The organism is Neobacillus sp. S1115, assembly GCF_055385565.1.
The window spans coordinates 5,834,080-5,860,600 of the sequence record NZ_AP038275.1 but is presented as its reverse complement, the minus strand read 5'-3'; the positions used below and the strand labels follow the sequence as shown (position 1 = coordinate 5,860,600).

Genomic DNA, 26,521 nt, shown 5'->3' with positions numbered 1-26,521 from the left:
GATTTATGGGAATTATTTGGACAATTGTTATCGTTTATATGGCAGCCATGATTGGAATTGGGTTATATGCAAAAACAAAGGTCAAGGATAGTAACGATTATCACCTTGCTGGCCGTCGATTAGGTCCAATTATGCTTGCAGGAACATTGGCCGCAACTGAGATCGGCGGAGGAAGTTCTGTTGGTGTCGCCTCTAAAGCTTATGGTGATTGGGGGCTGTCTGCTGGCTGGTATGTGGTATCGGCCGGGATTGGTATATTACTAGTATCTTTTGTGGCCCCTTATATGCGGAAGGCAATGGCGACAACTGTTCCGGAAATTATTGGCCGGAGATATGGTAAAAGCAGTTATGCTATTTCTAGTTTCTTGTCTTTTGTTGCTTCAACTGCCTTGGCTGCAGTTCAAATTACAGCAACGGCATCAATTGTCCATATATTAACAGGTTTTAGTGTAACATGGGCGATTCTGATTGCAGGAATAGGGGTTGTGTTCTACACCTATCTAGGTGGAATGTGGAGTGTTACGCTTACAGATTTTGTGCAATTTTTCCTTATTGTTTTTGGGTTTGCGATTGCTGTCCCCTTTGCCTTTCACAGTGCGGGGGGCGTGGACGCGGTCATGTCCAATCTGCCGAAAGAACAGCTAGGCTTTACCAAGATTGGATGGGGAACCATCATCGGATTAACCATTATGTACTTTATGACTTTTTCGACTGGACAGGAAGCGGTACAGCGCTATTACTCCGCAAAAAATCAAAAAGTAGCCGTAACAGGTTCACTATTATGCGGCATCTTAATGACATTATATGCCTTCATTCCGGCTGTTCTTGGTTTAATTGCGTTAGCTGTGTTTCCAACGATTAATGCCAATGATGCATTGGCCACCGTTTCTGTTGAATTATTGCCGCCGCTTATTTCAGGGCTTCTCCTGTCAGGTGTCATTTCAGCAACTTTGTCTAGTGCCTCTGGAAATTTACTTGCTGTAGCAAGTGTATTCGTAAAAGATATTTATCCTATTGTTACGAAGAAAGCCGTGGAACCTCATAAAGAGCTTAAATTAAGTAAAATGCTTGTGGTAATCTCAGGTTTTGTGGCGGTCGGCATTTCTTTATTCAGCCAACAAATCATTCCGTTGCTTGTTTTTGCCTTTACCCTTCGTTCAACCGGCCCATTTGCAGCATATCTACTAGGATTGGTATGGGATAAAGTTACACCAAAAGCCGGTTTGTACTCTATTATTGCAGGAACCGTTATCGGGCTCGGATGGCAGCTGGCAAAAGAACCATTCGGTATCATGGCTGTCATTGCCGGAAGCGTAGCCAGCCTATTAACCTTCTTGATTGTAAATAAAATCGAACTTAATAGAGGAGTCCCGGCAGCACCTTCGGCGTATAATCAGGAGGGTCAGTTTACGACATAGAGTAATATTGCAACTTGCTAACCATAAAAAGGCAACTTTTCTTTTAGTAGAAAGTGGTATATTGATTCGAAACAGCCAACAACCTTTCAAGGTTGTTGGCTGTTATTGTTAGGTGTGGGCTGGATTGGGAGAATCACCTTAATTCGAGCATTAATTACATTGGTTTAGTTAGAATTGCTTATCTCCAATTGTGATTTTAATTCGCTTTGTACCCTTTGTTTCTCTTCTGGAGCGACTATTCCATAATAAATTTTGTTAATCTTTGTGCCTGTTTCTTTTATTTCGATTTGTTCAATGCTGTTTCCGGCCGTTTTATCATTTTTTTGAATGGCTGCCATTTGGTCGAAGGTTAAGTTTGTTTTGACATTTTTACCAAGTGCGGAGAAGATATCAGAGAAATTTGTTAAGGTAGAAAGGCTGGCACCTTCTTTAATAACTGCTTGAATGATTTGACGCTGCCTTTCTTGTCGGCCAAAATCCCCTCTAGGGTCCTCGTGTCTCATCCTCGAATAACTTAACGCTTCATCGCCATTTAGGTTGATATTCCCTTTTGCGAAATGGTATTGGCCGACAGTAAAGTCCAGGTCATTCTGAACTCTCACCCCGCCAACCGCATCAACAATGTCTTTAAAGCCTTCCATATTAATCTGGATATAATAATCGATCGGGATATCGAGAAAGTTTTCAACGGTATCCATTGCCATCGGTACTCCGCCGAAGGCATAAGCATGATTGATCTTGTCCTCTTTTCCCTTGCCGACTATTTGAGTGCGTGTGTCACGCGGTATGCTTAACATTTTTACCGACTGTTTTTGTGGGTTTACAGCCAATACGATCATGGAGTCAGAACGACCTTTGTCACCTTGCCGTTCATCAACCCCCAGCATTAAGACAGTAAATGGATCCTTCTTTACTTCAACTGGCTCTTGTCGTTTATCTGACTGTTTTCGCTCGATTGGCTGGTGCATGGTATCAACTGCGCTTTTAAAAGATTTATAAACTGTATAACTATAAATTCCAAACGATAGGAACAACACAAGAAGAGTGATGAGCGTAATTTTGACCCACTTTTTCTTCCTTTTTTGAGTTTTCATTTATGAAAACCTCCTTTTTGTGAAATAACCTCAGTTTTCCATTCTCTCACACAATAAGTCTATTGTAACTATTAACTTCTTTCCAAGAGACACATAGAGGTGGTTCTTGTGCCTCATCAAACTGCGATTTACCTTGAAGAAGTTAATGGGGCAGACGATAGAGGATGTAAATTTACAAAAAATCGGTAGGTGAGTTCATTTAACGATGGAGCCCGCTACTATGCATTCATAAACTTTAAATTTTAAGAGGTTATTGTTTACTTTTTGTTGAATTACTAATATACAAAAAGTAAAAAGGTGGAAAGTATATGAACTCAACGGTTTCTCCGATTGCCTGTAAGGTAAATAATGTATTTATTCATGTTAGTGATTTAAAAAAATCTGCAGAATGGTACAGTGATTTACTTGGGTTACCATTTAATAAGGAAGAAGTTCATTCTCCTGTTTACAATGTCCCTGTAACATCAGAAACCGGGCTTACTTTAGATGATCACACATTTGACCCAGGCTTTAAATTGAAGCCCTCAGACCACGTTTTATTTAATTTCTTCGTCAAAGATATTGATGAAGCATACCAGTTTATTAAAAATAAAGGAATAATAGTTGTTAAAGAAATAGAGCGCATAGGTGATTTTGCTTATTTTAATTTCAAGGATTTAGATGGTAATATTTTAATGATCTGTAATGGTTAATGTTCTGAGCAAGGGTAAAGTTTTTTTACCTTTGCTTTTTTATTTGGCTCACTATTGGGAACCTGACCAAGAAAGGGGAGTCAAGGTATCAGACAAACACCGGTTCAGGGGTAATCCAAGGTTCCTTTTTCAAAAGAAATTGCAGGCACCAGATCAATCCGTTTATTCATTGACTGTTCTTGATGTTTTGAACCAACAACCAGGGGAAAGTCGTGACAAATTGATTCGAAAATGGATGTTAATTGTGTGGGAATGTTGGGGACATTAACATAATGGGGTGAAAGAAATTTGTTTCTCTCTTTTAAAGTGATTTATTTTTGTAAATGTATGCATTTTGCACCAAATATCGCATTCCATTTCATCGAAGTTGTGTTTTCGTACCTGATTTAGCACTAAAATCGTAACAAAACAATGAAAATTGCGGTCTTACGAAGAGGGATATGATTTACTGTGTGAATGATCAGTGAAAATAAGAGAAAACATAATGATCTATTTGGAGTGTTTTCCATTTATTTGGATATACTTTCCGGTTTGGTGTGGTTACTTTCCGCTTTGATGATTTTACTTTCACTTTTTGGCAAATACTTTCTGATTTTCTACTTTTACTTTCCAAAATTAGCGATTTACTTTCCAAACCCTTTTTAACAGAATAAAATAATGGGTCTGTGGGAGACTATGGTGGTTAACTAATTCAAAGGAGGAGTTATTTTTGAGTCACTTCACAGACCATCATCATACAGGAGAAACAGTAATGGAATCTGGGCAATATATAGATGCAGATGGAGAGAGGAAAGAACTTCGTCAAGGCGAAACATTTCCTGAATGCCCATCAACAGGGAAATCTACAACCTGGACGCACGAAAGCCACACTCATAGAACTGGTGAAACAGTAATGGAATCAGGGCATTATGTAGATGCAGATGGCGAACATGTAGTACTTAACCAAGGAGAAAAATTCCCAAGCTGCCCATCCACAGGAGAAGCAGTCTCTTGGACTCATGAACAGTAAAAATGAAGTACAATCATGAAGCAGCCTTTTAAAGGGCTGTTTTTAATTTTTTGCATTCCATCACAGGTATCGGTTTTAGCTAAATATCTATTGCAGATATATTAATGTACTTATAGAAGAGGTGGACAGATGATTTATAACGAGGAAGGAATAAAACAACATATAGCAGAGATTCTTACCGTTTTAAATCTTTTTAAAAATTGTATTCAGTCAACAGTTTGGTTTTTAATATTTATTAAGATCGAATTGCACCAATTCTGATTTGGCACGAAAAACCTACTCAAAATCCGTTTATTTTGCTTAGAAAATCTAAAATTGAAGCCGATTTTAAGAAATTCGATCAAATAGAGATTTGTTTGCCAAATTTGTTATTCATTTTTGGAAGTAAGAGCAGGATAGTTAAGTGGAAGTTTACTCCTTATATACGCGTATTAAATCAAGCGGGTACTCCAAATTGGAGGAGGGCGCCGGGGAAACAATAAGAAAAAAGAGTGATAGAAAACTAGTAAAAGAATCTAAGCCATGGAAATATATTTGAATACCTTATATTGAGTCTATATAAGAATAGATGACGATAAGAAAAAAGGTGTGATTAAATGGCAAAAAAAGAAGATTCAAAGAGGGATATAAAGCAGCAAAACTCTTGTGTAATTGGACCTAACGATGCAAAAGAGCGTCGGAAGGAGGCATATCATGTTCGTGGAGAAATTGCAGAATTCCAAAAAAAGGCCCCCCTCCCGGAACATTACTGTAATAACGATGAACACTTGTTTTTTAATAAAATTGCAAACTATTCCAAAGGGCTTCCTCACAATTCACTCGGAGAGGTCGAACTTAAGGCTTATAAATCCTACATTCATTCATTAAGGACAGGCAGTCCATGTGATTTTGAATCCATTCCAATAGGCGGAGTTGTCAAACTTTCCAACCCTCAAGCCTCTTATGCATTTGAACTAGTTGGACCTGATAGTCACCATTTAAGTGTAAAGGCTCCTCCGTCATTCAGCAGTGCATGTGAGGCAAGTGAGATTGCAGAAGTTTACTGGCAGGCGCTTACACGCGATGTCCCTTTTGAGGAATATAATACCAATCATCTGACCTTATTGGCAGCCGCGGACCTATCCAAATTTTCGGATTTCCGGGGACCAAAGGTTAATAGATTGGTTTCTACCGATACATTATTCCGGGGTGTAACGCCGGGAGACCTAATCGGACCATATATCTCCCAGTTTTTGTTGAATGACATTCCCTATGGGGCCACAACTATTATCCAGAGATACAGAACCACACTAGCAGGGGACGATCACATGACCTCCTATCAAGAATGGTTAAATATTCAGGACGGATTATCCCCAACAACGAAAAATACTATCGATCCCACTCCTCGCTATATCCGTAATGGCCGTGACTTAGCCGCATTTGTTCACAAGGATTTTAACTACCAATCTATACTTGGTGCTTGTTTAATTTTATCCAGCTTAGGAAATGCTGCACTTGACCCAGCTAACCCTTATCTAGATTCCAAAACACAGGTTGGTTTCATCACTTTTGGAATACCACATATTCTGGATTGGGTGGCTAAGGCTGCGAGGTCAGCATTAGAGGCTGGTTGGTTCCAGAAGTTTTTGGTCCACCGGCGGCTGAGGCCAGAAGAGTTTGGTGGGCGCCTCCACAATCACTTGACCGGAGCTGCCTGTTATCCTATTCACACAGAACTTCTTAATTCCCAAGTAGTTCCCCAGGTTCATAGCAAGTTTGGAACCTATCTTTTGCCCCAGGCTTATTCCGAAGGTTGCCCCACTCATCCATCCTATCCAGCTGGACATGCATGTATGGTCGGGGCTGGAGTAACAATGCTAAAGGCATTTTTTAATGAAGGGTTTGTTCTCCCTAATCCCGTTGCGGCTTCTTCTGATGGTCTGTCATTGATTCCTTTCCAAGGACCTTCTTTGACAATAGGAGGAGAATTAAACAAACTTGCATCTAACATCGCCATTGGGCGGGATGCTGCCGGCGTCCATTGGCGTTCTGATGGCATTGAAGGGCTAAAATTGGGTGAAGCAGTTGCTATCGGTATCATACAGGATTACAAAAAGACTTATAATGAGAATTTTAACGGATTCACTCTAACTAAATTTGACGGAACTACAATAAAAATTGGATAATACGTTTTATTTGGCTGAACTTTAATTGAATAAATGAACCAACTAGTAAAAAGAATGCCCTCAAGACTGTTCAAAAAACAATTCTTGGGGGCATCCAGTTTCCAACTACATAGTAGGTAGTCAAAAAGTATTATGTTTTTTCTTTTTCTGGAAGCAATCTGCTATTATAGTAATATATAAACTTCTTAGGGGTGAACTTAATGTTTCTACTTATCCTTTTAGTCATTATCCTTTTTGTATTATTTGCTATGAGATCGAGCTCTAATAACAATTCATACCAGGGCGGAAGGAACCAAATTGACAAATGGGATACGGAAAATGAAAAAGATTTAGAGGTGGCCAAGCGAAAAGCAGCAGAAGAAGCGAAGGCAAAAGCTGCAACTGTAGCAAAAACGAAGCGAGAAGGCGAATTGGTAAATGAGGAGCAAAAAAGGGAAGCAAATACCCTACCTCCAACCAATTCCAGCAACTCCGACTCTATCGAAATGGCCAAACGAAAAGCAGCAGCGGAAGCGATAGCAAAAGCGGCAGTTGTAGCAAAGACAAAGCGAGAAGGCGTATCGAAGGATAAGGTGCAAATAAAGGAAGAAAATACTGTTCCGTCAACCACTTCTAATCAAATAGAAACGGAAGAAGAGGCCAGAGCCCGCTTAAAAGCGGAAGCCAAAACGATTTTCGAGCAAGCCGGCAATAAAAGGATCGATATATTTCCACCATCCACTACTTCTAATTTTGAGGACAGCAGACCCAAGTATCTAAGTTTTTTTAAAGATCATACGGGTTTAATAGAAATAGACCAATTTAAAATGCTATATCAAGCCTTAAAAAAGGAAGTTCAATCATATAATCCAGATACCCAATATTTGGAGGTAAGGAAATACTGGTTCTTTCTTGAAGAGGAATTGATACCAGTCATGATAGACTATGTGACAAAACAACGAGCCGCTATTTTACAAGATGAAAACTATGCGATAGAGTTCACAAAAACCTTAAGCCTCCTTTTAATGGTGAAATTAGACTGTGCTGTTCGTTATGGAAGAGTGCAGCGTGGACAGCTTCCGTTTATGGGATTCTTGTTTGCCCAAACATTCTCAGGCTTGTCTGAGGACGTGACTAAATATATAAAAGAAATTTGCCGACTACATAATATGGATGAAAATAGGGCGCTGAAAGAAGTAAAAGAAGGGATTAACGAAGGTTGGGGGAAAAAGTTAATCAACTCTCCTTCAGAACGGCTGGAGTTTTTTGTGAAGGGCGGATTTAAAGGCTAACTAACAAAAGGGGGGATATCAGCTTGGATCAATTATTTGTATATGATGGCGATATTGATGGAATGGATACAGCAGCGTTTTCTTCCTTTCTAAATTATGCCACTAAAGTGGTGCTGCAAGAGCTATCCGATATTACTTTAGAAGGATTTGACTTGTGCTTATCAACCATGGACTTTTTTGAAGGAAGAGAAAGTCTGGAAATTTTCTTAGACAACCATATCGAAAAACTCAAACAATATGTGGTAAGAAGTAAACAAGCAGACTCCAAAATTATCATTAACTATAGCTCCGATGGCTTAAACATCGAGCATCTATATGGCAATCAAACCATCTTTGAAAAACTAAAAAACTTCGAAAGATCCTGGGGGGTCTTCAAAGTCGAGTGATGCATGGGGAAGGTTCTAGCGTTTCAACAAATGATGCGCAAGAACCGTCCCCATGTTTTGTTTACTCATGAATAGGTCTATAAATTTCGTGTCTACTTTATTGTCTTTAAATCATAAATTACTTAATAAATTGCTTTTTAATCTTTAATCTGCATGAATGTATCCGGTTTTATCTAAAACATAACAAAAGTGAAGAAAAAACGCATGAAATCCAAGAAGGGCAAGAATTATGGGCAGGTTATAAATAAGAAAAATTGATCCCGGTATAGGAAGGTATATGGTATCGGGCAGTTAAGGTAAATAAAGGCGGTGGACTAGATGGATGGATACGCTTTAAGTAAAACGGGCAAGAGGGGTACTGTAACCGTGAAACAACAATCTGATGCAGATTATTCTTATAACAAATCAGCATTGTTTTTAATCGGTGCAATTCTATTTTTTATTGGGAGTTCCATATACGTGTATATTGGAATTATGGATGTTATAAGAACAAAACAAGATGTTGAAAATCCAAAGAAGGAAGGTGGAGAATTCTTCAGTTTCTAGTCGGGGATAAGCCCCCACTTAGAAAGAGCACAATCCTTGCTGCAGAATTGTGCTCGATGATGGAATATTTAAAAGCAAAAGAGCAATCCCATTCAATTTGCCAAAGCCCCCGTTACTCAAAGAGGTGGCTTTTTATTTTACAAGTGTTGTGACGCTTCGGTTTGAAACAATTGTACGGGTTTTAAGTTCATTTATCCAATTCTTTTTGCAATAATGATTTTTACCGAATTCATCTTTAGTGTTTTCAATAATGATATCGGCTAATTGTGTGTTTTTCTATTACCTATTTATAAACATTTAATTTTATATTCGAAAACTGCTGTGGTATATAAAATTTATTATAAATCAATGGATGATCTCCATTGCCGTATAGACTTTCTAATAGTAGAAAACACTCATTATGGCCAATTAATTTTTCTTTCCGATCGGCTAAATTAACGGTATGTGTATATCTTATTTCGATTTCTCCATGATTCGCATCCACATACACCTGGTTCTCTAGAAAGTCCAGGAGTTGTTCTTTATCATCTAAGTCCAAAGAGAAACTTTCTACTGTTTCCATGGACATAAACGTAAAAGCATAGCCTACTAAATCGTTCCCTGTTCGATATAAACGTTCGACAGCGGCTACTCTGGAGGAATTTATTTTTAACACCTGTTTCGTATATTCTGTTTCCGCTTCTAGACGATAATGTGTATCGATTCGGTCAAATGGACCTATATGGCACTTATGCATAGGGTTACTTAGTTTTTCTAATTGAACACGATCAGGTTGTTTGTAAAAGGAATCAATGACAAAGTTTCCCTTGCCTGGCATGTTTCTCACTACTCCATCATCCTGCAAAAGGGCCAGCGCTTGTCTTAATGTTGCCCGGCTCACCCCTAGTTTCTTTGCTAAATCTGGTTCTGAAGGAAGCCTTGAGCCTACAGGAAATTCACCTTTCGTAATTTGAAGAAGAAGCTCGTCATATACATATATATATAGTGGTCTTTTCAATTTGTCCGGTACCGTATCCATTCATTCAGATCCTTTATTTTAAAAATGGTAAGAAAGATTGACCGTGATTAGGCATTTCTACATCGAAATTGTCTGCTATCGTCGCACCAATATCCGCAAACGTATCGTTTTCAGGAAGTTTGCCAGAGCCCTTTAATTGCTTCGAATAAGCCAACACGGGGATATATTCACGTGTATGGTCGGTACCTGGAAATGTTGGATCATTGCCATGGTCAGCCGTAATGATTAACAGATCATCTTCCCGGATTGATTCTAATACTTCATCTAAACGTTTGTCAAACGCTTCTAACGCTTTCCCATAGCCTTCCGGGTCACGGCGGTGGCCATATAAGGCATCAAAGTCGACTAAATTCAAGAAGCTCATACCTGAAAAATCCTTCTCGATGACCTCAAGCAATTTGTCCATTCCATCCATATTGTCCTTCGTACGAATAGCTTCAGTAACGCCTTCACCATCAAAAATATCATTAATTTTTCCAATGGCAATGACATCATAGCCCTCGTCCTGCAGGCTGTTCATGACGGTTTTGCTGAATGGCTTTAACGCATAGTCATGACGGTTGGATGTTCTGGTAAAGTTTCCAGGTTTGCCTACATAGGGTCTCGCTATAATTCGGCCGATCAAATAGGCAGGGTCTTTGGTGATTTCGCGAACCTTATCACAAATATCATATAATTCTTCTAGAGGGATGATGTCTTCATGAGCTGCAATTTGCAGGACCGGGTCGGCTGATGTATAGACAATCAAATCGCCCGTCTTCATTTGATGCTCCCCATATTCATCAATGATTGCTGTACCGCTTGCAGGTTTATTCGCTACTATTTTACGGCCTGTTATTTCTTCGATTTGTTTGATTAATTTGTCAGGGAAACCATTAGGATACACATTAAATGGTTGATCAATATTTAAGCCCATGATTTCCCAATGACCTGTCATCGTATCTTTCCCAACGGATTTTTCTTGTAATTTCGTATAATAGGCAAGAGGTTTGTCCGTTTTTGTTACACCTGGGATTTCTTCAATATTAGAAAGACCTAATTTGGCCAGGTTAGGTACATTCAGTCCATTCATATACTCGGCAATGTGCAACAGCGTATGAGAACCGACATCATTAAATTGAGCTGCATCTTTTCCTTCACCGATGCCTACTGAATCCATAACGATCAAGTGTATTCGTTTAAATTTCTTCATGCTGCATTCTTCCTATGAATCGTATTCTTTTCTACTCTCCGATCAACTAAAAGCCAAAATAAAATGATAGAAAATAAGGCAATGGCTGCAATAATGAGGATGATTGAGCCATAATTCACTGCTACTGCATTATCTGACGTAAATTTTAAAAATCCAAATTGTAAATTTTTCTTATCAATTAAAAAGGCTGAATAGGTGAAACCCGCTGACATCGCGATATTGATGCATAAATTATAGAATCCTAATGCAGTCCCTGACTTTTCAACCGGTACATTTTTAAGGCTTGTATCGATTAACGGCGCATACAACAAGGCAAAGCTGCAAGAAAATAGAATAAGAGAAATGACAAATATGGCAATAGATGTATCTACAAAGATGGTGCCCATTAAGATACTGATCGTAATTAAACTCATGGCAAAATAAACACATTGCTTACTGCTTAAATATTTCCCTATTTTCCCGGATAACGCCCCTACGAGTGCTGCTAACAAACATGCCGGTATGAACATCAAGGAAACAGTATCCAATTTGATATCATAAACAGTTGTTAACAGGAACGAGAGTGTATTTAGCGCATAAGCAGCATAGGTAGAATAAATGATAAAGGCTACGATTAATACAAATAAAAATTGTTTGTTTTTAAAGAATTCAATAGTTATAAAAGCATTTTTCTTTTTACTAATATAGATTAAGAAAGCAACGACAGCTGCGATGAAGAGAATAAAAATACTCCAGTTAAAATAGGACATATACAACATGATGGAGGTAGCAACTGCTGCAATTAAAATAAGACCGATAAAGTCTACATTGTTTTTCTTTCGTTCTTCTTTTGGTAGATACTTAAGAATGAATGGCAATAATAATAAGCTTAGTAAAGGAATTAAAAACAGGTTTTGCCATTGCAGATAAGTAGAAACAAATCCGCCTGTTACGATCCCAATAACGGTGGCAAGCTGGAAGCTGCTCGTACTATATCCCATATATTTTTTTTGTTCTTCTAGACTTGCGTATTTAGCGACAAAAATTAGGTAAAGTGTTTCAGTCGCCCCTAAACCAGCAGCTTGGATGATTCTCGAAACCACGATTAACCAGTAATTCGTGTGTACAATATAACCAAGTAAGGAACCTGCACAAATTAATAGAATACCTGCTGCTAATAGATTTCGAACACTAATTGAGTCAGATAGGGAAGAATAAACTACGGCGCCGATCCCGATGACTAATCCCGCAAGCGTTACTTGCCAGCTAACCGTACTTGCTGATACCCCAAAATACTTGACTAAATCTGGGGAAATAATTTTAAAAGAGTTATCGATCACGAGTGAAAAGATCATTAACGTTAAGATAACCGGAACTATTTTGCTTACGTTTACAATTGGTTTTTGATCAATTGAGCTATTCATTATGAATATACCTCCGACGTAAATTATGTTTGTTTGGGGCTGGGATAACGCTTTCTAATTGTTTTAAAAAAATTAGTATTTTACTGTTTGCTTGTCGGTTATTCCAAGCACCCATCATATTTGGTGAGGTGAAGGGTGCTTGGCTGCTTTTGATTGTTATGCTAATTCCAAGGCGATTTCCATCATTTTCGTAAATGCCGTTTGACGTTCTTCAGGGGTAGTCTGTTCACCCGTAATTAAATGATCACTTACTGTTAAAATACATAATGCATTTACACGTGCTTGGATGGCATTCCAATATAGTGCTACAGACTCCATTTCAACACTTAAAATGCCCATATCCTGCCATTTTTTGATAGCTGTTGGATCAGCACTATAAAATACATCGCTTGATAAAATGTTTCCAATGTGAACTTTCTGGCCTTTTTCGTCAGCTACTTTTTTTGCTTTTTCCAAAAGTTCGAAAGAAGCCGTTAATGGAAATTGTCCAGGTAAATTAAATTGCTGTCCAAAATTTGAATCCGTTGCGGTTCCCATCCCAAAAATAACGTCATATAAATCAATGTTTTCTTGCATGGCACCACAAGTACCAATTCGAATTAAATTTTTAACGCCAAAGACATTGATTAATTCCCAAGAATAGATCCCCATGCTTGGTGCACCCATCCCAGTGCCCATAACAGAAATTTTCTTCCCTTTGTATGTGCCTGTATACCCTAACATTCCTCTGACTTCGTTAAAGCACTGGGCATTTTCTAAAAAGGTTTCCGCAATAAATTTCGCTCTTAACGGATCCCCAGGTAACAGAACCGTTTCCGCTATTTCCACTCCGTTTGGTTTAATATGAGGTGTTTCTTTAGTCGTAACCATCGTTTGTTTGCTCCTTGGTTTAGTTGTATTTTTTTTAGACATGTCTATTTTTTAAACAAGTCAAAAATATCATAGTTTACTATTTTGTGCAAGCACTTTCATTGGATTGTCACAAAGATGCATGGGGACGGTTCTCGTGCATCATTTTATCTATTGGGCTGAGAAAGTGGTACTTTACGAGGGGGTGAAAAGTGGGGATTAACCTTTTATTTAGTGTTTTAAAGGCTAAAAGGAGGGGAGGGGGAATTTTTTTTACTGAATATTTCCCTTCGTGCTTCTAAACAGCAAAAAAACCAGGCGGCAATCTGGTCTGGGTAATTTTTTATGACCTTTTTGAGAGAGTTTTCCAGTAATTTGGATATACTTTCCGAATTGGTGTAGATACTTTCCAATTCGATGATTTTACTTTCACTTTTCGAGCATATACTTACTGATTTTCTACTTTTACTTCCCAAAATTCCACTTTTACTTTCCAACTGGGGAATAGGTCGGTTATTGTGCCTCACTCACACTTCGCTGATGCATGAGAACCGTCCCCGTGCATCATCCCTTAGTACCAGAAAATAGGGGTCAGACCCCCGCCTATGGCTTTTTCCTTCTATCTTCGGTGTTTGGAATAATTCTGAAACTTCCCTTTTCAATAATCGTATAACTTTATGTGAGGGCTAAATGCTCAATCTTCCACGGGTTGTTTGAACCTAGAAAAACTCAACAAATATAAATGCTTGAAATTGGGAAGGGGAATTGTTGTCAAAGTAAAAAGCGAAACAAGAAGGAGGTTTTCATGATTCCAGATTGGAAACTGGCGGATGAAGCGCTCAGGAACATTGAAGTGCAAGGTAATGAAAATAATCAACCTGTTACCATTATTGGGTGTGCTGAAGGGCTGAAATGTATCGGAATCGGAACGGATGCTGCCGTTTTTCATTATCATCTGACACCGAACTGTGTATTTAAAGTATATTCCCATCAAGCATTAAACAAAAAAGAAGTGGAGAAATATGTCTACGAACATTTAAAGGGGTCTCGTCATTTCCCACAATTTTATGGGAGCGGAATCAACTACATCGTTTTAAGTTTCGAAGAGGGAATAACTTTTTATGATTGTCTATTGCAAGGCATTCCAATCACTGAGCAAGCGATTCAGGACGTAGAGGAAGCTCGGGAGTATGTCCGTAGTCAAGGATTGAATCCGAGAGATATTCACCTAAAAAACATCCTTTTGCAAAATGGAAGAGGAAAAGTTTTAGACGTTTCGGAATATGTTAAAGAGGGAAACGACCGCCGCTGGGAACATCTTGTATGGACATATAAAAACTTTTATTCCTTCATTTCTGGCATCCAAGTGCCTTTATGGGTTCTGAAAACAATAAAACATTGGTATCTCCGGATTAACTTAGCAAGTTTTGTGTTGGAAAAATTTACCCATCGAGTAAGCCAGCTTTTATGCAAACAGCGTAAGTAACCCGTGATTGGTTCTATCACAGGCTTTTCACGGTTGCTATAAAAAAACAGAATAAAAGCTAGAGATTATGATTTTTAATGGCTAGTGTTAGGGCTCTCTGCCATCATCAAGTCATTCTTGTATGCCGCCATCGCCAGTTCATACCTTACCTTTTTGCCCGCTTCCACGTAATCCGCTTCCTTCACAAGACCTGATAATGAATACCGGTGTCCACTGAACTCCACGTTCAGCTCAGTGATTTGGTTGAATTGGAACCTCTCCACAGGAACGCCGCTCTCATCCTTCAAAAGGTATTCACCGTACTTCTCGTTGCATGTTTGTGCCACTTCCTCCATCACCGTAAAGGCATCGTCCGGATTTTGCTTATAATCGAGGACAAGACTTTCGTTCACCCGGCGCCTTCCCCGGCTCCCGTTCTGAAGTTCCGTGATGTTGCTATAGGAGACTGTATAGAGGTAACCGTCATACTGGCGGATATTCAAGTGGCGCATGCTGATTCCCTCGATTTCCCCCTGATGGTTTCCGTTGATGATGACATAATCCCCGAGCTGGATTTGGCGCTCAAACAAATAAGTCAGCCCCATAATGTAATCGCGGATGATATGCTGAAAGATCAATGCCAAGGCACCTGCCACCACGACCGAACCAGTGACAAGCTTTTCCAGTTTAAAGAAATGGCTAAGGACATAAATAAAGAAAAACACCAGTCCCAATACCTTTGTCACCTGGTTGGCGAAATGCATCAATGTTTCTTCCCGCTTTTCATCCAACAAGCTCGTTTTGTCAAAGAAAAGTCTGATGGATTTGCGGATCAAATAGACCGTAAATATAATAAGCAGTGCCACCGTTAAAATTTTTATGGGCAACTGCTGGAATAGTCCCAAGAAAGACATCCTATCAACCCCTGCTTTTTTTACACTATACCATAGGAATGCGGTTAAAGAGAAAAAATTCGGGTGCCACTGTTTCCGCCCGAATTTTGTCTAAGATTGATAGAAATTTTTATGTCAGCATTCCCATATTTGAGGCAAAAGAACCGTCCCCGTGCATCATCTTTGATGCAAAAGAACGGTCCCCGTGCTTCACCCGAGCATCATCTAACAATATTTGATGCATGAGAACCGTCCCCATGCATCATTCCCATGCATCATTTTAGGAATTCACCGCCACTTTTTCAGCTGCATTGGCTTCTTCCACGAGTTCGAGCTGTTCGATTATTTCAATGAATGGTTCGACGAATTGGGGGTCGAATTGCTTTCCGGAGCAGGCTCTTAGTTCCACGATGCCTTCTTTAAATGTTTTTGTTTTTTGGTATGGCCGTTCGGTTGTCATGGCGTCGAAGGAGTCAATGATGCATAAAATCCGTGCTAGTTTAGGGATCGATACTCCTTTTAGGCCATAAGGATAGCCGTTCCCGTCATACCGTTCGTGATGGAGTTCGACTAACGGAATTAAATCTTCCAGTTTCTTATTGGTCGAGATAATTTCCTTGCCCCAGGTCACATGCTTTTTCATCATTTCCCATTCATGGGGCTCAAGTTTTCCTTTTTTATTTAAAATATCCCGTGGAATTTCGAGCTTGCCAATATCATGAATGAGAGCGCCAAGGATCAGATTCTTACGCTCACTATCCGATAAGTTTAACTTGCGGGAAAAATCAACCGCATACTGGTACACCCGTTTGCTGTGACGATAGGTGTAAACATCTTTCGAAAGGAAGATTTTGAGCTGTTGCTCCGCTTCTTCGAGCTCCTTGTCCATCGAAAGGGAGTGCTGCACCGTATATTCGGAATGCTCATTAAAGAGCTGGACGAGATTTTTCCCTTGGTCCTTCGCGGAATACATGGCCTGGTCTGCGTGATTTAACAGCTCAGAAATGCTATATGTTTCCTTCGAACAGGCAGCAATTCCAGCTGAGAAGGATAAGCAGCCATAGGCCAATTTTTCAACCCCTTTAAAGTGGGTATCATTAGTTTTCTTTCTAAGTTCATTGATAAAAGAATGGGCCTGACGAAGGCTAGTCTTCGGCATAAGAAGGGAGAATTCTTCTCCACCATAGCGGGCAACCGTATAGCTGTTCAACTTTGCTTCTTTTTCTAAAAGAGCACCGAACTCCTTTAGCAGCTGGTCTCCTTGGATATGCCCGTGAATATCGTTATATTTTTTAAAATCATCAAGGTCAAGCAGCGCCACACTTAAAGGCTGCTCCGAGTCCTTGGCAATCTTGACTTCTTTTTCCAGTAGTTCTTTGAAATATCCGTGATTATTTAGACCGGTTAAGTAATCTCTGTTCGCTTTTTCAGAGATCTTTTTAAATAATTCAAAATGCTGTTGGAATGCCAACGATAGTAAAAAGGAAATACAAGTAAAAAGGAAAAGACCAAAAATGGTGTGAGAATTCATTAAGATAGCTAACACGATTGAAAACATCAACGTACTAAAATAGGGGGCAATTGCCTCTTTGATCATTTCTGTTAACACATTACTTAAACTTTCAGTTGCACCCAATATAAAGTAAATGCCAAGTAAAACGACATTTACTGCAAAATAGACACCTAAAGATGCAATATAAGGAGTTAAATTATTTGTTTGAATCGTACCAATTGTTCCACCCAGAAAAATAAATACATAATAAGCTGCTGTAATCATTAAGGTGTAAATAGAAAAATTATAGGCATGCTTCCACCAAATCATTTTTCGGTGGGAGAATGTAAAAATAATTGAATAGATCATTAAAACAGTTAGTGTTAAATTTAGCCCAAAGAGAAAAAGGGATGCTAAAAAAATGGAAGAATCCATTGAAAGGGCATTGCCCTTTGGCGGAAGGAGAATACTATAATGATTAAGCAACAGAATGGAACCAATCAATGCATAAATGGTCGTCCATTCCTTACTACTGTAGTGTCCATAGTTACCAATTGAGAAAAATACGATAATACCTACTAGTGAAATAAAGAAAAGATATTTATTAGCTGGAATTTTAAAGAATTGCATATTTTTCACTTCTCATATATAAATTTTTAAAGAGAAGTTATAAAAATAACTTCTCCTTATAACTCTAATTATTCCCCTAATTTGAATCCTGAAGTTAAAGCAATAATAGCAGAAGCAATAATGATTGCATTATAAAGTAAACCAGTGATCTTAAGGCCTTGAGCTTTCTTCATCGTGTTTCACCCCCTTTCAATGAAAGGGAGATATCTTCATTATTTTTTTTATTTGGCTGGAGCATTAAATATTGGATAAACAGAAATGCACCAATATTCATCACCACATCGCCGATGCTAATGACTTGTGTCCGGGGATAAGGGGGAGCTAATGGGATGATATCGCCTAAAAACCCAAATATCGTAGAGTCGGTTAATAGAACATGTTTACCGTATAACCCATCCTTAAGGGCCTGGATATACATGGGATCCAGCACAGTTGCTGCTTCTTCCGATACCGGCATTCTTCCCCCGTTTACCACCATCACCAAAAAGTTTAAAAACACACCGATAAAAATAATCATAAACCCTTTGTGGTTTCGGTTTAAGTATAAAAATAGCAAACCAATGATATATACTACCATATAAATAGATTCACTGGCTTTTCCGAGCATCTTGATATCATTCTGATAGACAAAGGTGAAAATTTGAACAATCAACAATAAAGGAAAAACCCAGCCCCACTTCAGCTTTAATTGGGCCAGCCCCCTCAGATTCCCTTTCCGGATAAACCCAACAACCAAAGCCAACAAAATCCCATCATACACCATCTCTACTTGCCCACCTATATTCAATTTTTTATATCAATTAATTACGCAATCAATGAAATTGAGGTAATATTTTCAATTATTATAGTAAAATATTCACCCGGCAAATTACAACAATTTTTTATAAATTTCAACAATAAATGTGACAAGTGATGCATGGGGACGGTTCTCGTGCATCATGTTTACTTGGAATTTTTGTATTTTCTAAAGTTTTACAACTGTTGGCAAAGTGAAATCTTTTATAACTTATGTACCATCATGTAAAGTGTTTAAATTTTACAATACTCTAAAAAATACCTAATACGCTATTACTTTAAAAGACCTATAATGGTATTAAATAGATGTTTTAATAGATTTATCAGGTCTTTATTCCTAGAAGTTAGTTTTTTATCAAATTGCCAAAAGTATGCGGCAAATAAAATGAAGGAGAATGGTTATGGGTTTTTTTGATGGTTTAAAGAGGAACGTTAAGATTTCTGCGCAAATGAGAGACGAAGAAAGAAGAATGTCTAATTTAGACTGGGATGGGTTAAAGAAACATTTAGTTGAAGTGAATCAATTTCATTTAGAAAGAGAGATTTATGCGTTGATTACTTTGGTTCAAATGAAAGATACGGCACAACTAAATAAATTGAGAGGAACCTTCTCAGATAACAATTTTGGATTGGCTCTTGAGAATGTGTTTTATAAAATGTTCTGGCTTGGGTTTACTGTAGGTAGTGGTATTACCGATGAACAATTTCCAAATGAATATCAAGAACTTATTGATGGAAAAAATGAATCTAGACAAGAAAATGAAAGGTTATTGAGAACAAAAGGTTTGGATAATGAATTTATGAAACAGTGTTTTTCAGCTGTAAGGGAAAGAATGTTTGAACATGGAAAGGAACATGGAAGAAGGCCTGAATTTATAGATTTTAGACCAAGAAGGTCGTATAGTTTATAACCTAAGAAAAAAAAAGGAACAAAATCTTCAAATAGGGAGAGCTAGACATTCTTCCTTCACTATAAAAATACCATTTTGTCGATGGAATTGCTTGTGAGTGAATCCATGAAAAAAGTAATTTTGAGGCATGAGAACCGTCCCCATGCCTCACTTTACAAAATGTTTATCGCTGTCAAAAACCGGTTCGCTGGTATTGGGCAAATACCAAAGGGTCTTTAGTTTAATGGCCTTTTCCGCAAACATGGCGGTCAATTCTTCCATAAAAATGCCGCGTGTGGGGTCGCAGGAGGGGCTGCTTTGGATGCCAAGAATTCCTGCAATCTCATAGCCGTTTTTTAAGTAATCCTCGGCTTGAAACAAAACAGGCTTCAAAATTTCACGGCAGTGTTTTCGGTATTCCGGCGTATTATATTGCTCGTACGTCATTGGCGGCCGGTCCAGTCCTAGAAAAGTAAATTCCGGACAGGGAAGCTGCAGCAATCCATAGCCTTGTTTCATTGCCCATTCTACAGCTGAAAAAATTGCTCCCGCTGCTCTGGCCTCATCCGGAATGACGGTATTTTGGTTTAAAATACAATGGGAAACAATGAGGATCTGTTTGCTACGCTGCATTTCGGTTCTCCTTCTTTACCATTTTTGCAAAATACGGCAGCCTGGTGATCATGAACATTACGAGCAGGCAGGTAATAATTTTATCGACAAAGTTCCCGGTAATTCTGGAAATAAACGTGGAAGCAAACACACTATCACCGGCAGCCCGGAGCCAGAGCACCACAACATCCATTCCGCTGCCATTCAAACCGCCGAAAACGGCAACGGCAATGGGCGTGCCGATTAATGGGGCCACAACTGATAAAATCAGTCCTGTTATCAGTGCAACATACCATTTGGTAAAATCAAACTTTTTCGCGATATAACCAACCACTAAGGCAATCGCTACGTTCACAAGCCCAAAGAAAATGGCGGAACCTCCGGTAGTCACGCCGAGCACCACATTTGTTAAGGCGCCCGCCAACGCTCCCCACCATGGCCCGAATAAAACAGCAATTAACACGGTGCCAATCGTATCTAAGAACAAAAGTGGAATTTTTAAAGATGAAACGACGGTACCTAAAATCACATTTAAGGCAATCCCCATTGCCGAATAGGTTAAAATCATCGTTTTGCTGGTTTTCATGGTTTCCACTCCCTCTAAAAACTATTTAAATAATAAATTGGCAAACTCTTTGATTAACGGCCGACTATCAGCTTCTTTGAGGGTGGTAAAATAAAAGCTGCGCTGAATTGGATCGATATTTTCCACCATTTGGACACGGCCAGCCTTTACGGCAGGAAGTGCAGCCAGTTTTGAAATAAAGCTGATGCCAAGCCCGGCTTCGACAGCGGCAATCACCCCCTCAGTGCTTCCAATCGATAAGCCAATTTTTAAATCAGATAACTCCAAACCATGTCCTGCGAGAAATTCTTCCATTCTCTTTCTGGTGCCCGAACCGCTTTCTCTGACGACAAATTCATAGTGGGGCAGCTGGCTGAAATCCGCCTCCGCCCTATGGACGAGCGGGTGATCGTTCGGCGTGATTAACACGAGCGAATCATTTGTAAGCTGGCGGGAGTTTAGTTTGGGAGAAGCAGGCTTCATCCCTACAATCGCGATATCCACTTGCTGGTCGAGTAGCTTTTTAAGGGAGTCCTCAGAATCATTGATATCGATTGATACCTCGACGTTTGAAAAATGATCACGAAAAGCTTTTACTAAACCGGGAACTAGGTATGTACCGGGAATCGTGATGGCGCTGATGGTCAGGTTTCCGGTTAGGTTGTCTTGAAGTCCATGCAGATCATCCTCAAGTTTCTGCCATCTTCGTCGTAATTCTTTCGCTGCCTGGTAAACCAGCGTGCCTGCAGTCGTTGGCTGAATCCCCGCTATCCCCCTGTCAAGCAGGGGGAGTCCGAGTTCCTCTTCCAAACTTTTAATCTTAAGGCTGATGGCGGGCTGTGAACTATTAAGAGCCGCTGCCGCCTCGGAAAAGCTCCCTTTCTCTACAACCAAAACAAAAGCATCAAGTTTATTTAAATTCATATGCTCTCTCCATCCGTATTAGCATTTTTTATATTTGTTATTTAAATATTTTATAGGGTGATGCATGGGGACGGTTCTCGTGCATCATTTATTGGAATGCTGGGATTGAATACAATCTTGCGATTTGGGGGGGGATTTGATTTTGCCTACGAGGGGAAGGCTGTTAAATTACCCTTAATTGACAGTGTGCAAGGCTTTTATTCTGCCTTCATATTCACTAACATAATGAATGGTTGCTGTGGTCACGACTAGAATTTTGTCGAAGATTGATAGAGTTTTTTATGTTTAGAAAATGCTAGAATAGAGTTGCAACTGAATATTGTGAGGGTGGCCAGGTTGTTGATCTTCCTTTTCCTCTATTATGGAAAGGAGGTGATGTCCCTGGAAACTTTTCTTGAAATTCTACGAGAAGTTTTGAAAGGAATTTTGCGTGAAACCAGCGCTTATTTTTTTCGAAAAAACGTCCTAGAAGACGAGAAAACCACCCCGCGCCGTAGCAAGCATAAGGGTGGTTCGCGAAAATAAATCCACATTAACAACCACCACCCTGACGGTAGCAGTTGCAAAGAGAAGTGTTCCAGCACTTCTCTTTTTTTATTATATTTCCATTATATACAGAATTATTCCAAATTAAAAGGGAGTGATGCATGGGGACGGTTCTCGTGCATCATAACCTAAGGCAAAGTGGGGCATACCAATGCAATTTCACCACCAATTGAAGCATAAGAACCGTCCCCGTGTCACATCCAACCTGAATTATTTGATTCTTTCTTTGATATCAAGCGCTTGGATGGATAACTGAAGAACTCTAGTAGAATGAGTATCGTTACAATAGTAGATTTGATTGGTAAGGTCGACCAAAGATAGTTTTCCGTCTGGCAAAATAGAAGCTCCGGTATCGCAGGAGATGAAGTTGCCTGCACGGTATACCGAAGAGTACGGTGTATGCCCGTGGACGATGGTTCGATTTCCCAATGTTTTCTTTACATCATCTGGATCGATAGAATACAATTCATTCAGTGACATAAAGGTACAATCTTCATCCTGTTTATTCATATCACGAGACAGATCAATCCCAGCATGAACATACAGATACTCCTCATCTAGATGGGTAAGAGGGAGGTTCGCCAGCCAAACGAGGTGATCATTTCGTTCCGTTATTCCTTCGAAACAGGTCTTCATTTCTTCAATCACTTTCTGCCCCCCATATTGCAGCCACAGATGACTTGTTCCGCCGAATACATACTGCCGCATCATGATTTCGTGGTTTCCGAATATCACAAAAATATTCTTGGGATTTTGCTCTTGCAAGTTCTTCACAAACTTTAACACATCCACTGAGTCAGGACCGCGGTCAATTAAATCACCCACGAAAACTAATTGGTCGATAGAAGGATTGAAGTCTGCTGCTTTAAGCAGAGCAATCAGTGAATCAAGCTGACCATGTATGTCGCTTATTGCGAATTTCCTTGGCATACTCATAACCTCGTTTATTTTTATCTATTAAACTGACGTCTTAGTTTAATTGTATCAGCTAAACAAGGCGTAAACCACGGGGAGATGGGGCATGGGGACGGTTCTTTTGCCTCACTCACTCCTCGCTGATGATACATGAGAACCGTTTCCTTGTTTTACTAGCGGGTTTACTTTTAAGGTGAAAAAAGGGAAAAAACATGTCAATTTACTGGCTCATTTGCAAGGTTTTTCACTACTAAATTCTCAAGACAAATTACATATGGTTTGACGACTGGAATGTGTTTAATAGAGCAATTTGGGTAGCCAATCGAGAGTGTAGGTGACCGAAATCGAGGAACAGGAGTATTTTGGGTAGTCAATCGAGGCTCTTGGTGACCGAAATCGAGGAACAGGAGTATTTTGGGTAGCCAATCGAGGCTCTTGGCGACTGAATTCGAGGAACAGGAGTATTTTGGGTAGCCAATCGAGGGTATTGGTGACCGAAATCGAGGAACAGGAATATTTTGGGTAGCCAATGGAGGCCCTTGGTGACCGAAATCAGGGAACAAGAGCAATTTGGGTAGCCAATGGAGGCTCTTGGCGACCGAAATCGGGGAACAAGAGCAATCTGGGTAACCAATCGAGGCTCTTGGTGACCGAAATCGAGGAACAGGAGCAATTTGGGTAGCCAATGATTAATATTGGCTACTCTAATATGAATAAAAACATTTAAAAAAGTACCACAATACAATGCTCCTCTTAATTGATTGTTTGCACCTCTAAAGTGAACCTGTTTGTGTTTTCTCCGTGGTTTAAAAATATGAGTCCGAGGATGAAGTTTATTATGAATTGTAGTGGATGGAAGAGACCGATTTCGCAATGAACTCGGCTTTTCTCTCCGTATTCCAACTACATTCCGGTCAATGACTCCTGCCTCTTGTGTAAGTACAGATCTTCCGCAGGCCACATATAACTTTGTCCGCCGAATACATACCGCCACATCATGGTTTCGTGGCAAGTTTTAAGTTTCAATCTTGTACTGTTTGATTTTACTATATAGGCTTACCCTCGAAATCCCCAATATTTTGGCCGTTGCACTTTTGTTGCCATAGGTTTCTTTCAGCACTTCCTCAATCCGTTCCTTCTCTAACAGTGCCTTTTCCTTTGCCAATCCTTCCTTGCCTTCATTTTTATTTACTGAGGCAGGGAAGATCGGGATGATATCTTCTGCATATATAGTCGTCTTATCTGTAAAAATGACGATTCGTTCGACAACGTTTCTCAGTTCTCTTACATTTCCGGGCCACGGGTGGTTCATAAACATTTCCATCGCACTTTCAGCAAGAGCAGGCATTTCCTTTTGGTATTTTGTCGCATATTCTTGAACAAAGTTTTTCACTAATAGTGGGAGATCGTCTTTTCTTTCTCGGAGCGGAGGAATGGTTAGGGTAACGACATTTAAACGATAGTAAAGGTCCTCGCGGAAGGTACCTTGTTTCACCATGTCCTCTAGATCGCTATTTGTGGCGGCGACAATGCGGATATTCACTTTGATAGGCTTATTTCCGCCGATGCGATAAACTTCCCTTTCTTGAAGAACTCTTAATAATTTTACCTGCATATCGAGCGGCAGCATGCCAATTTCATCAAGGAATAAAGTACCACCATGGGCCATTTCCACTTTACCGGGCCGACCGTCCCTGTGTGCACCTGTGAAAGCTCCTTTTTCGTAGCCAAAAAACTCGCTTTCGAAAAGGGCTTCGGGAATGGCCCCGCAATTAATGGGAATAAACGGCTGTTTATTTCTTAAGCTTGCTTCATGAATCCCTTGGGCAAACAGTTCCTTGCCTACTCCGCTTTCTCCATGAACGAGAACGGTTGCATCCGTCTTTGCTACTTTCAGCGCCAATCCTTTTGCCTGTTGGATGGCCTCACTATGCCCTTTGATTTCAGATAGAGGGCCAATTTGTTCCTGTAATTTATATTGCTGCTTTATTTTTTGTAATTCTGTCGTCTGTAAAGTGAGCTTCTCATTTAACTTTACAATGTTTGTAATATCTTGGTCGATGGAGATGGCTCCGATTAGCTCTCCTTTTTCATCAAAGATAGGAGCAGCACTGATTAATACGTGCTTATCAGGCCTTGGCTGGTGATAGACGTTATAAACCGGTTCCTTGGTTTCGAGGATCTCTAGCAATTTCAAATCCTTTTTTTTAAAAAACTTACTAATCTTCTTCTGTTTAATTTCATAAAGCGGGATTCCGTATATCTCTTCAGCCTGCGGATTCCAATGTTCCACTTCCTCAACTGAATTGATGATCACAATGGCATCGGAACTAGTTTCTATTAAAGTTCTTAAATAGTAAAGGGAGTGTTCAAAGGAACGATTGTTCATAGCTATCAACCTCGGAGTTAAGTGTAAAGTGTAATTATAATATTTACAATATTGTAAAGTTATTGAACATTACCATTTTACTGTATTGTAAAAATAACAGCAATAGATTAGGGATAATCCTCTTATTCAAGTTGGCACGATAGTTGCATATAAAGGTATATACTTGCAAATTTGTACAATGGGGGTTATCGATAATGGTCGAATTGGAAAGTTATATTGAAACGATTGATGCCCATGCCATGGGAGAGGCAGCTAGAATAGTAGTAGGCGGGATACCGGAGATCCATGGACAGTCCATGATGGATAAAAAGAACTATATGATATCGAATATGGATCCTATACGTAAGCTGCTAATGCATGAACCAAGGGGACACCTAAATATGTTTGGCGCCATCCTAACCAAGCCATGCAACTCACTGTGCGACCTAGGTGTCTTATTTATGGACAGCGGCGGCTATTTAAACATGTGCGGTCATGGAACGATTGCCTCTGTTACAGTGGCTGTAAATAATGGCCTGATTGAAAAAAAAGATAGGGTACTGCTGGATACACCATCTGGAATCGTCGAATGCCATGTCCGATACGAGGATAATCGGGTGACAGAAGTATCGTTTATCAATGTTCCGGCCTTTTTATTTAAAAAGGATGTAAGCGTTCTTGTGGAAAATGCCGGCTATGTAAAAATGGATATAGCCTTTGGCGGCAGCTTTTTTGCGATCGTGGATGCTGAGCCATTTGGTCTCGAGCTTACGATTGAAGAGCAGGACAAAATCACCGAGCTTGGTATGGCCATCAGAAAGGCAGCAAACGAACAATTAACTGTCTTCCATCCAAGAATACCTGAAATCAACACCATCGACCTCGTCGAGTTTAGTTTAAAGTTAGGCGAGAATTATTACCGGAATACAGTTGTTTTTGGAGGCGGACAAATCGATCGATCACCTTGCGGAACTGGCACCTGTGCAAAGCTTTCGACGCTGGACCTTACGCCTGGCGAGCACATCATTCAGGAAAGTATTATCGGATCCCAATTTAAAGGGGCGGTGGTGGATCACACCGAAGTGGAAGACTTCCGTGCGATTATTCCGAAAATCACCGGCTCTGCCTGGGTAACCGGCATTCATAAATTTTCACTGGATGCAACGGATCCATATAAGGAAGGCTTTTTGTTGAAATAGCGAAGGATTGGTACGGTTATTTCATGCGCTGTCTGGCTGATTGTCCACAGAATTTAAATCTGGTGTTTAAACAAGTGTTTAATAAGAAAACCAACACCCTATTGGGAATTGGAGCAGGTGCGTTTATAGCAGGAAGAGCCAGAAAAAAATAAGTATTTGCTTTTGGAATATTAATATACTTGTA

The 26,521-nt window shown here is 39.6% G+C and carries 24 protein-coding genes and 1 pseudogene; 12 read left to right on the top strand and 13 right to left on the bottom strand.

Annotated features, from left to right (window positions below; all coding sequences use genetic code 11):
- The first annotated feature begins 5 nt into the window (after positions 1-5).
- Positions 6-1,418, top strand: coding sequence for a sodium:solute symporter family transporter (locus tag ACZ5B7_RS28545; protein WP_464491939.1), 1,413 nt, complete (start codon positions 6-8; stop codon positions 1,416-1,418).
- Positions 1,419-1,582: 164 nt separating this feature from the next.
- Here ACZ5B7_RS28545 and tagU read toward each other — a convergent pair whose 3' ends face one another.
- Positions 1,583-2,512: a polyisoprenyl-teichoic acid--peptidoglycan teichoic acid transferase TagU gene (gene tagU / locus ACZ5B7_RS28540; protein ID WP_464491938.1), complete on the bottom strand. Its 930-nt coding sequence runs from the start codon at positions 2,510-2,512 to the stop codon at positions 1,583-1,585.
- Positions 2,513-2,820: 308 nt separating this feature from the next.
- On the opposite strand from tagU, the gene ACZ5B7_RS28535 reads away from it, so the two are divergent.
- The 7 genes from ACZ5B7_RS28535 (at position 2,821) to ACZ5B7_RS28505 (ending at position 8,581) form a co-directional block, all read left to right on the top strand.
- Entirely contained in the window at positions 2,821-3,204 is a 384-nt protein-coding gene (locus tag ACZ5B7_RS28535) for a VOC family protein (RefSeq protein ID WP_464491937.1), read from the top strand.
- Positions 3,197-3,472 (top strand): DUF5946 family protein, encoded by a 276-nt coding sequence (locus ACZ5B7_RS28530; protein WP_464491936.1) that lies wholly within the window; start codon positions 3,197-3,199, stop codon positions 3,470-3,472. Before ACZ5B7_RS28535 ends, ACZ5B7_RS28530 begins: the two co-directional genes overlap by 8 nt.
- A 441-nt stretch (positions 3,473-3,913) precedes the next feature.
- Positions 3,914-4,213, top strand: coding sequence for a hypothetical protein (locus tag ACZ5B7_RS28525; protein WP_464491935.1), 300 nt, complete (start codon positions 3,914-3,916; stop codon positions 4,211-4,213).
- A 596-nt stretch (positions 4,214-4,809) separates the two neighbouring features.
- Entirely contained in the window at positions 4,810-6,378 is a 1,569-nt protein-coding gene (locus ACZ5B7_RS28520; protein WP_464491934.1) for a vanadium-dependent haloperoxidase, read from the top strand.
- A gap of 200 nt (positions 6,379-6,578) precedes the next feature.
- Positions 6,579-7,649 (top strand): hypothetical protein, encoded by a 1,071-nt coding sequence (locus ACZ5B7_RS28515; protein WP_464491933.1) that lies wholly within the window; start codon positions 6,579-6,581, stop codon positions 7,647-7,649.
- Positions 7,650-7,672: 23 nt separating this feature from the next.
- Positions 7,673-8,035 (top strand): hypothetical protein, encoded by a 363-nt coding sequence (locus ACZ5B7_RS28510; protein ID WP_464491932.1) that lies wholly within the window; start codon positions 7,673-7,675, stop codon positions 8,033-8,035.
- A gap of 318 nt (positions 8,036-8,353) precedes the next feature.
- Positions 8,354-8,581: a hypothetical protein gene (locus ACZ5B7_RS28505; RefSeq protein ID WP_464491931.1), complete on the top strand. Its 228-nt coding sequence runs from the start codon at positions 8,354-8,356 to the stop codon at positions 8,579-8,581.
- A gap of 283 nt (positions 8,582-8,864) precedes the next feature.
- Here the strand turns inward: ACZ5B7_RS28505 and ACZ5B7_RS28500 are convergent, their stop codons facing one another.
- From ACZ5B7_RS28500 to deoD, 4 genes are all read right to left on the bottom strand, one after another.
- The gene (locus ACZ5B7_RS28500) at positions 8,865-9,599 is read right to left on the bottom strand and encodes a GntR family transcriptional regulator (protein WP_464491930.1); all 735 of its coding nucleotides are present in this window, start codon (positions 9,597-9,599) and stop codon (positions 8,865-8,867) included.
- Positions 9,600-9,612: 13 nt separating this feature from the next.
- Positions 9,613-10,791 carry a phosphopentomutase gene (gene deoB / locus ACZ5B7_RS28495; RefSeq protein ID WP_464491929.1) on the bottom strand — a complete coding sequence of 393 codons (1,179 nt, stop codon included), beginning with the start codon at positions 10,789-10,791 and terminating at the stop codon, positions 9,613-9,615.
- On the bottom strand, positions 10,788-12,194 hold the full coding sequence (locus ACZ5B7_RS28490) for an MFS transporter (protein WP_464491928.1): 1,407 nt from the start codon (positions 12,192-12,194) through the stop codon (positions 10,788-10,790). The genes deoB and ACZ5B7_RS28490 overlap by 4 nt, the downstream gene beginning before the upstream one ends.
- Before the next feature lie 156 nt (positions 12,195-12,350).
- Entirely contained in the window at positions 12,351-13,064 is a 714-nt protein-coding gene (gene deoD / locus ACZ5B7_RS28485) for a purine-nucleoside phosphorylase (protein WP_464491927.1), read from the bottom strand.
- 784 nt (positions 13,065-13,848) lie between these two features.
- Here deoD and ACZ5B7_RS28480 point away from each other — a divergent pair.
- Positions 13,849-14,529 carry a serine/threonine protein kinase gene (locus ACZ5B7_RS28480; protein ID WP_464491926.1) on the top strand — a complete coding sequence of 227 codons (681 nt, stop codon included), beginning with the start codon at positions 13,849-13,851 and terminating at the stop codon, positions 14,527-14,529.
- A gap of 74 nt (positions 14,530-14,603) precedes the next feature.
- Here the strand turns inward: ACZ5B7_RS28480 and ACZ5B7_RS28475 are convergent, their stop codons facing one another.
- The 3 genes from ACZ5B7_RS28475 to ACZ5B7_RS28465 all read right to left on the bottom strand — a co-directional run bounded on the left by ACZ5B7_RS28475 (position 14,604) and on the right by ACZ5B7_RS28465 (position 18,286).
- Entirely contained in the window at positions 14,604-15,422 is an 819-nt protein-coding gene (locus ACZ5B7_RS28475) for a mechanosensitive ion channel family protein (RefSeq protein ID WP_464491925.1), read from the bottom strand.
- A 259-nt stretch (positions 15,423-15,681) separates the two neighbouring features.
- The gene (locus ACZ5B7_RS28470; protein ID WP_464491924.1) at positions 15,682-17,523 is read right to left on the bottom strand and encodes a diguanylate cyclase; all 1,842 of its coding nucleotides are present in this window, start codon (positions 17,521-17,523) and stop codon (positions 15,682-15,684) included.
- A 169-nt stretch (positions 17,524-17,692) separates the two neighbouring features.
- Positions 17,693-18,286 carry a DUF5317 domain-containing protein gene (locus ACZ5B7_RS28465; protein ID WP_464491923.1) on the bottom strand — a complete coding sequence of 198 codons (594 nt, stop codon included), beginning with the start codon at positions 18,284-18,286 and terminating at the stop codon, positions 17,693-17,695.
- Positions 18,287-18,719: 433 nt separating this feature from the next.
- Between ACZ5B7_RS28465 and ACZ5B7_RS28460 the strand changes: the two genes are divergently transcribed.
- Positions 18,720-19,229 carry a hypothetical protein gene (locus ACZ5B7_RS28460; protein ID WP_464491922.1) on the top strand — a complete coding sequence of 170 codons (510 nt, stop codon included), beginning with the start codon at positions 18,720-18,722 and terminating at the stop codon, positions 19,227-19,229.
- Positions 19,230-19,376: 147 nt separating this feature from the next.
- On the opposite strand, the gene ACZ5B7_RS28455 is transcribed toward ACZ5B7_RS28460, so the two are convergent.
- The 5 genes from ACZ5B7_RS28455 to ACZ5B7_RS28435 form a co-directional block, all read right to left on the bottom strand.
- The gene (locus ACZ5B7_RS28455; RefSeq protein ID WP_464491921.1) at positions 19,377-19,841 is read right to left on the bottom strand and encodes a CD3072 family TudS-related putative desulfidase; all 465 of its coding nucleotides are present in this window, start codon (positions 19,839-19,841) and stop codon (positions 19,377-19,379) included.
- Positions 19,831-20,406, bottom strand: coding sequence for a CD3073 family putative ECF transporter S component (locus ACZ5B7_RS28450; protein WP_423799973.1), 576 nt, complete (start codon positions 20,404-20,406; stop codon positions 19,831-19,833). Before ACZ5B7_RS28450 ends, ACZ5B7_RS28455 begins: the two co-directional genes overlap by 11 nt.
- 21 nt (positions 20,407-20,427) lie before the next feature.
- On the bottom strand, positions 20,428-21,309 hold the full coding sequence (locus tag ACZ5B7_RS28445; RefSeq protein WP_464491920.1) for a selenium metabolism-associated LysR family transcriptional regulator: 882 nt from the start codon (positions 21,307-21,309) through the stop codon (positions 20,428-20,430).
- 756 nt (positions 21,310-22,065) lie between these two features.
- Positions 22,066-22,785: a metallophosphoesterase family protein gene (locus tag ACZ5B7_RS28440; protein WP_464491919.1), complete on the bottom strand. Its 720-nt coding sequence runs from the start codon at positions 22,783-22,785 to the stop codon at positions 22,066-22,068.
- A gap of 1,000 nt (positions 22,786-23,785) precedes the next feature.
- The gene (locus ACZ5B7_RS28435) at positions 23,786-25,159 is read right to left on the bottom strand and encodes a sigma-54 interaction domain-containing protein (RefSeq protein WP_464491918.1); all 1,374 of its coding nucleotides are present in this window, start codon (positions 25,157-25,159) and stop codon (positions 23,786-23,788) included.
- Between the two features lie 194 nt (positions 25,160-25,353).
- On the opposite strand from ACZ5B7_RS28435, the gene ACZ5B7_RS28430 reads away from it, so the two are divergent.
- A complete protein-coding gene (locus ACZ5B7_RS28430) occupies positions 25,354-26,337 on the top strand; it encodes a proline racemase family protein (protein ID WP_464491917.1) in 984 nt (327 codons plus the stop codon).
- Positions 26,337-26,489: pseudogene (locus ACZ5B7_RS28425) on the top strand (proline dehydrogenase family protein); the annotation flags it as partial. The gene ACZ5B7_RS28430 and the pseudogene ACZ5B7_RS28425, both read left to right, overlap by 1 nt.
- Positions 26,490-26,521 lie beyond the last annotated feature (32 nt).

What these genes read in the sequence shown, in the direction of transcription:
- ACZ5B7_RS28455 (WP_464491921.1), bottom strand. Translation starts at nt 19,841, where the DNA reads ATGCAGCGTAGCAAACAGATCCTCATTGTTTCCCATTGTATTTTAAAC.
- ACZ5B7_RS28490 (WP_464491928.1), bottom strand. Translation starts at nt 12,194, where the DNA reads ATGAATAGCTCAATTGATCAAAAACCAATTGTAAACGTAAGCAAAATA.
- ACZ5B7_RS28475 (WP_464491925.1), bottom strand. Translation starts at nt 15,422, where the DNA reads ATGTCTTTCTTGGGACTATTCCAGCAGTTGCCCATAAAAATTTTAACG.
- ACZ5B7_RS28435 (WP_464491918.1), bottom strand. Translation starts at nt 25,159, where the DNA reads ATGAACAATCGTTCCTTTGAACACTCCCTTTACTATTTAAGAACTTTA.
- ACZ5B7_RS28545 (WP_464491939.1), top strand. Translation starts at nt 6, where the DNA reads ATGGGAATTATTTGGACAATTGTTATCGTTTATATGGCAGCCATGATT.
- tagU (WP_464491938.1), bottom strand. Translation starts at nt 2,512, where the DNA reads ATGAAAACTCAAAAAAGGAAGAAAAAGTGGGTCAAAATTACGCTCATC.
- ACZ5B7_RS28520 (WP_464491934.1), top strand. Translation starts at nt 4,810, where the DNA reads ATGGCAAAAAAAGAAGATTCAAAGAGGGATATAAAGCAGCAAAACTCT.
- ACZ5B7_RS28430 (WP_464491917.1), top strand. Translation starts at nt 25,354, where the DNA reads ATGGTCGAATTGGAAAGTTATATTGAAACGATTGATGCCCATGCCATG.
- ACZ5B7_RS28530 (WP_464491936.1), top strand. Translation starts at nt 3,197, where the DNA reads ATGGTTAATGTTCTGAGCAAGGGTAAAGTTTTTTTACCTTTGCTTTTT.
- ACZ5B7_RS28470 (WP_464491924.1), bottom strand. Translation starts at nt 17,523, where the DNA reads ATGCAATTCTTTAAAATTCCAGCTAATAAATATCTTTTCTTTATTTCA.
- deoB (WP_464491929.1), bottom strand. Translation starts at nt 10,791, where the DNA reads ATGAAGAAATTTAAACGAATACACTTGATCGTTATGGATTCAGTAGGC.
- ACZ5B7_RS28440 (WP_464491919.1), bottom strand. Translation starts at nt 22,785, where the DNA reads ATGCCAAGGAAATTCGCAATAAGCGACATACATGGTCAGCTTGATTCA.
- ACZ5B7_RS28535 (WP_464491937.1), top strand. Translation starts at nt 2,821, where the DNA reads ATGAACTCAACGGTTTCTCCGATTGCCTGTAAGGTAAATAATGTATTT.
- ACZ5B7_RS28500 (WP_464491930.1), bottom strand. Translation starts at nt 9,599, where the DNA reads ATGGATACGGTACCGGACAAATTGAAAAGACCACTATATATATATGTA.
- deoD (WP_464491927.1), bottom strand. Translation starts at nt 13,064, where the DNA reads ATGGTTACGACTAAAGAAACACCTCATATTAAACCAAACGGAGTGGAA.
- ACZ5B7_RS28450 (WP_423799973.1), bottom strand. Translation starts at nt 20,406, where the DNA reads ATGAAAACCAGCAAAACGATGATTTTAACCTATTCGGCAATGGGGATT.
- ACZ5B7_RS28465 (WP_464491923.1), bottom strand. Translation starts at nt 18,286, where the DNA reads ATGGTGTATGATGGGATTTTGTTGGCTTTGGTTGTTGGGTTTATCCGG.
- ACZ5B7_RS28515 (WP_464491933.1), top strand. Translation starts at nt 6,579, where the DNA reads ATGTTTCTACTTATCCTTTTAGTCATTATCCTTTTTGTATTATTTGCT.
- ACZ5B7_RS28460 (WP_464491922.1), top strand. Translation starts at nt 18,720, where the DNA reads ATGGGTTTTTTTGATGGTTTAAAGAGGAACGTTAAGATTTCTGCGCAA.
- ACZ5B7_RS28480 (WP_464491926.1), top strand. Translation starts at nt 13,849, where the DNA reads ATGATTCCAGATTGGAAACTGGCGGATGAAGCGCTCAGGAACATTGAA.
- ACZ5B7_RS28505 (WP_464491931.1), top strand. Translation starts at nt 8,354, where the DNA reads ATGGATGGATACGCTTTAAGTAAAACGGGCAAGAGGGGTACTGTAACC.
- ACZ5B7_RS28445 (WP_464491920.1), bottom strand. Translation starts at nt 21,309, where the DNA reads ATGAATTTAAATAAACTTGATGCTTTTGTTTTGGTTGTAGAGAAAGGG.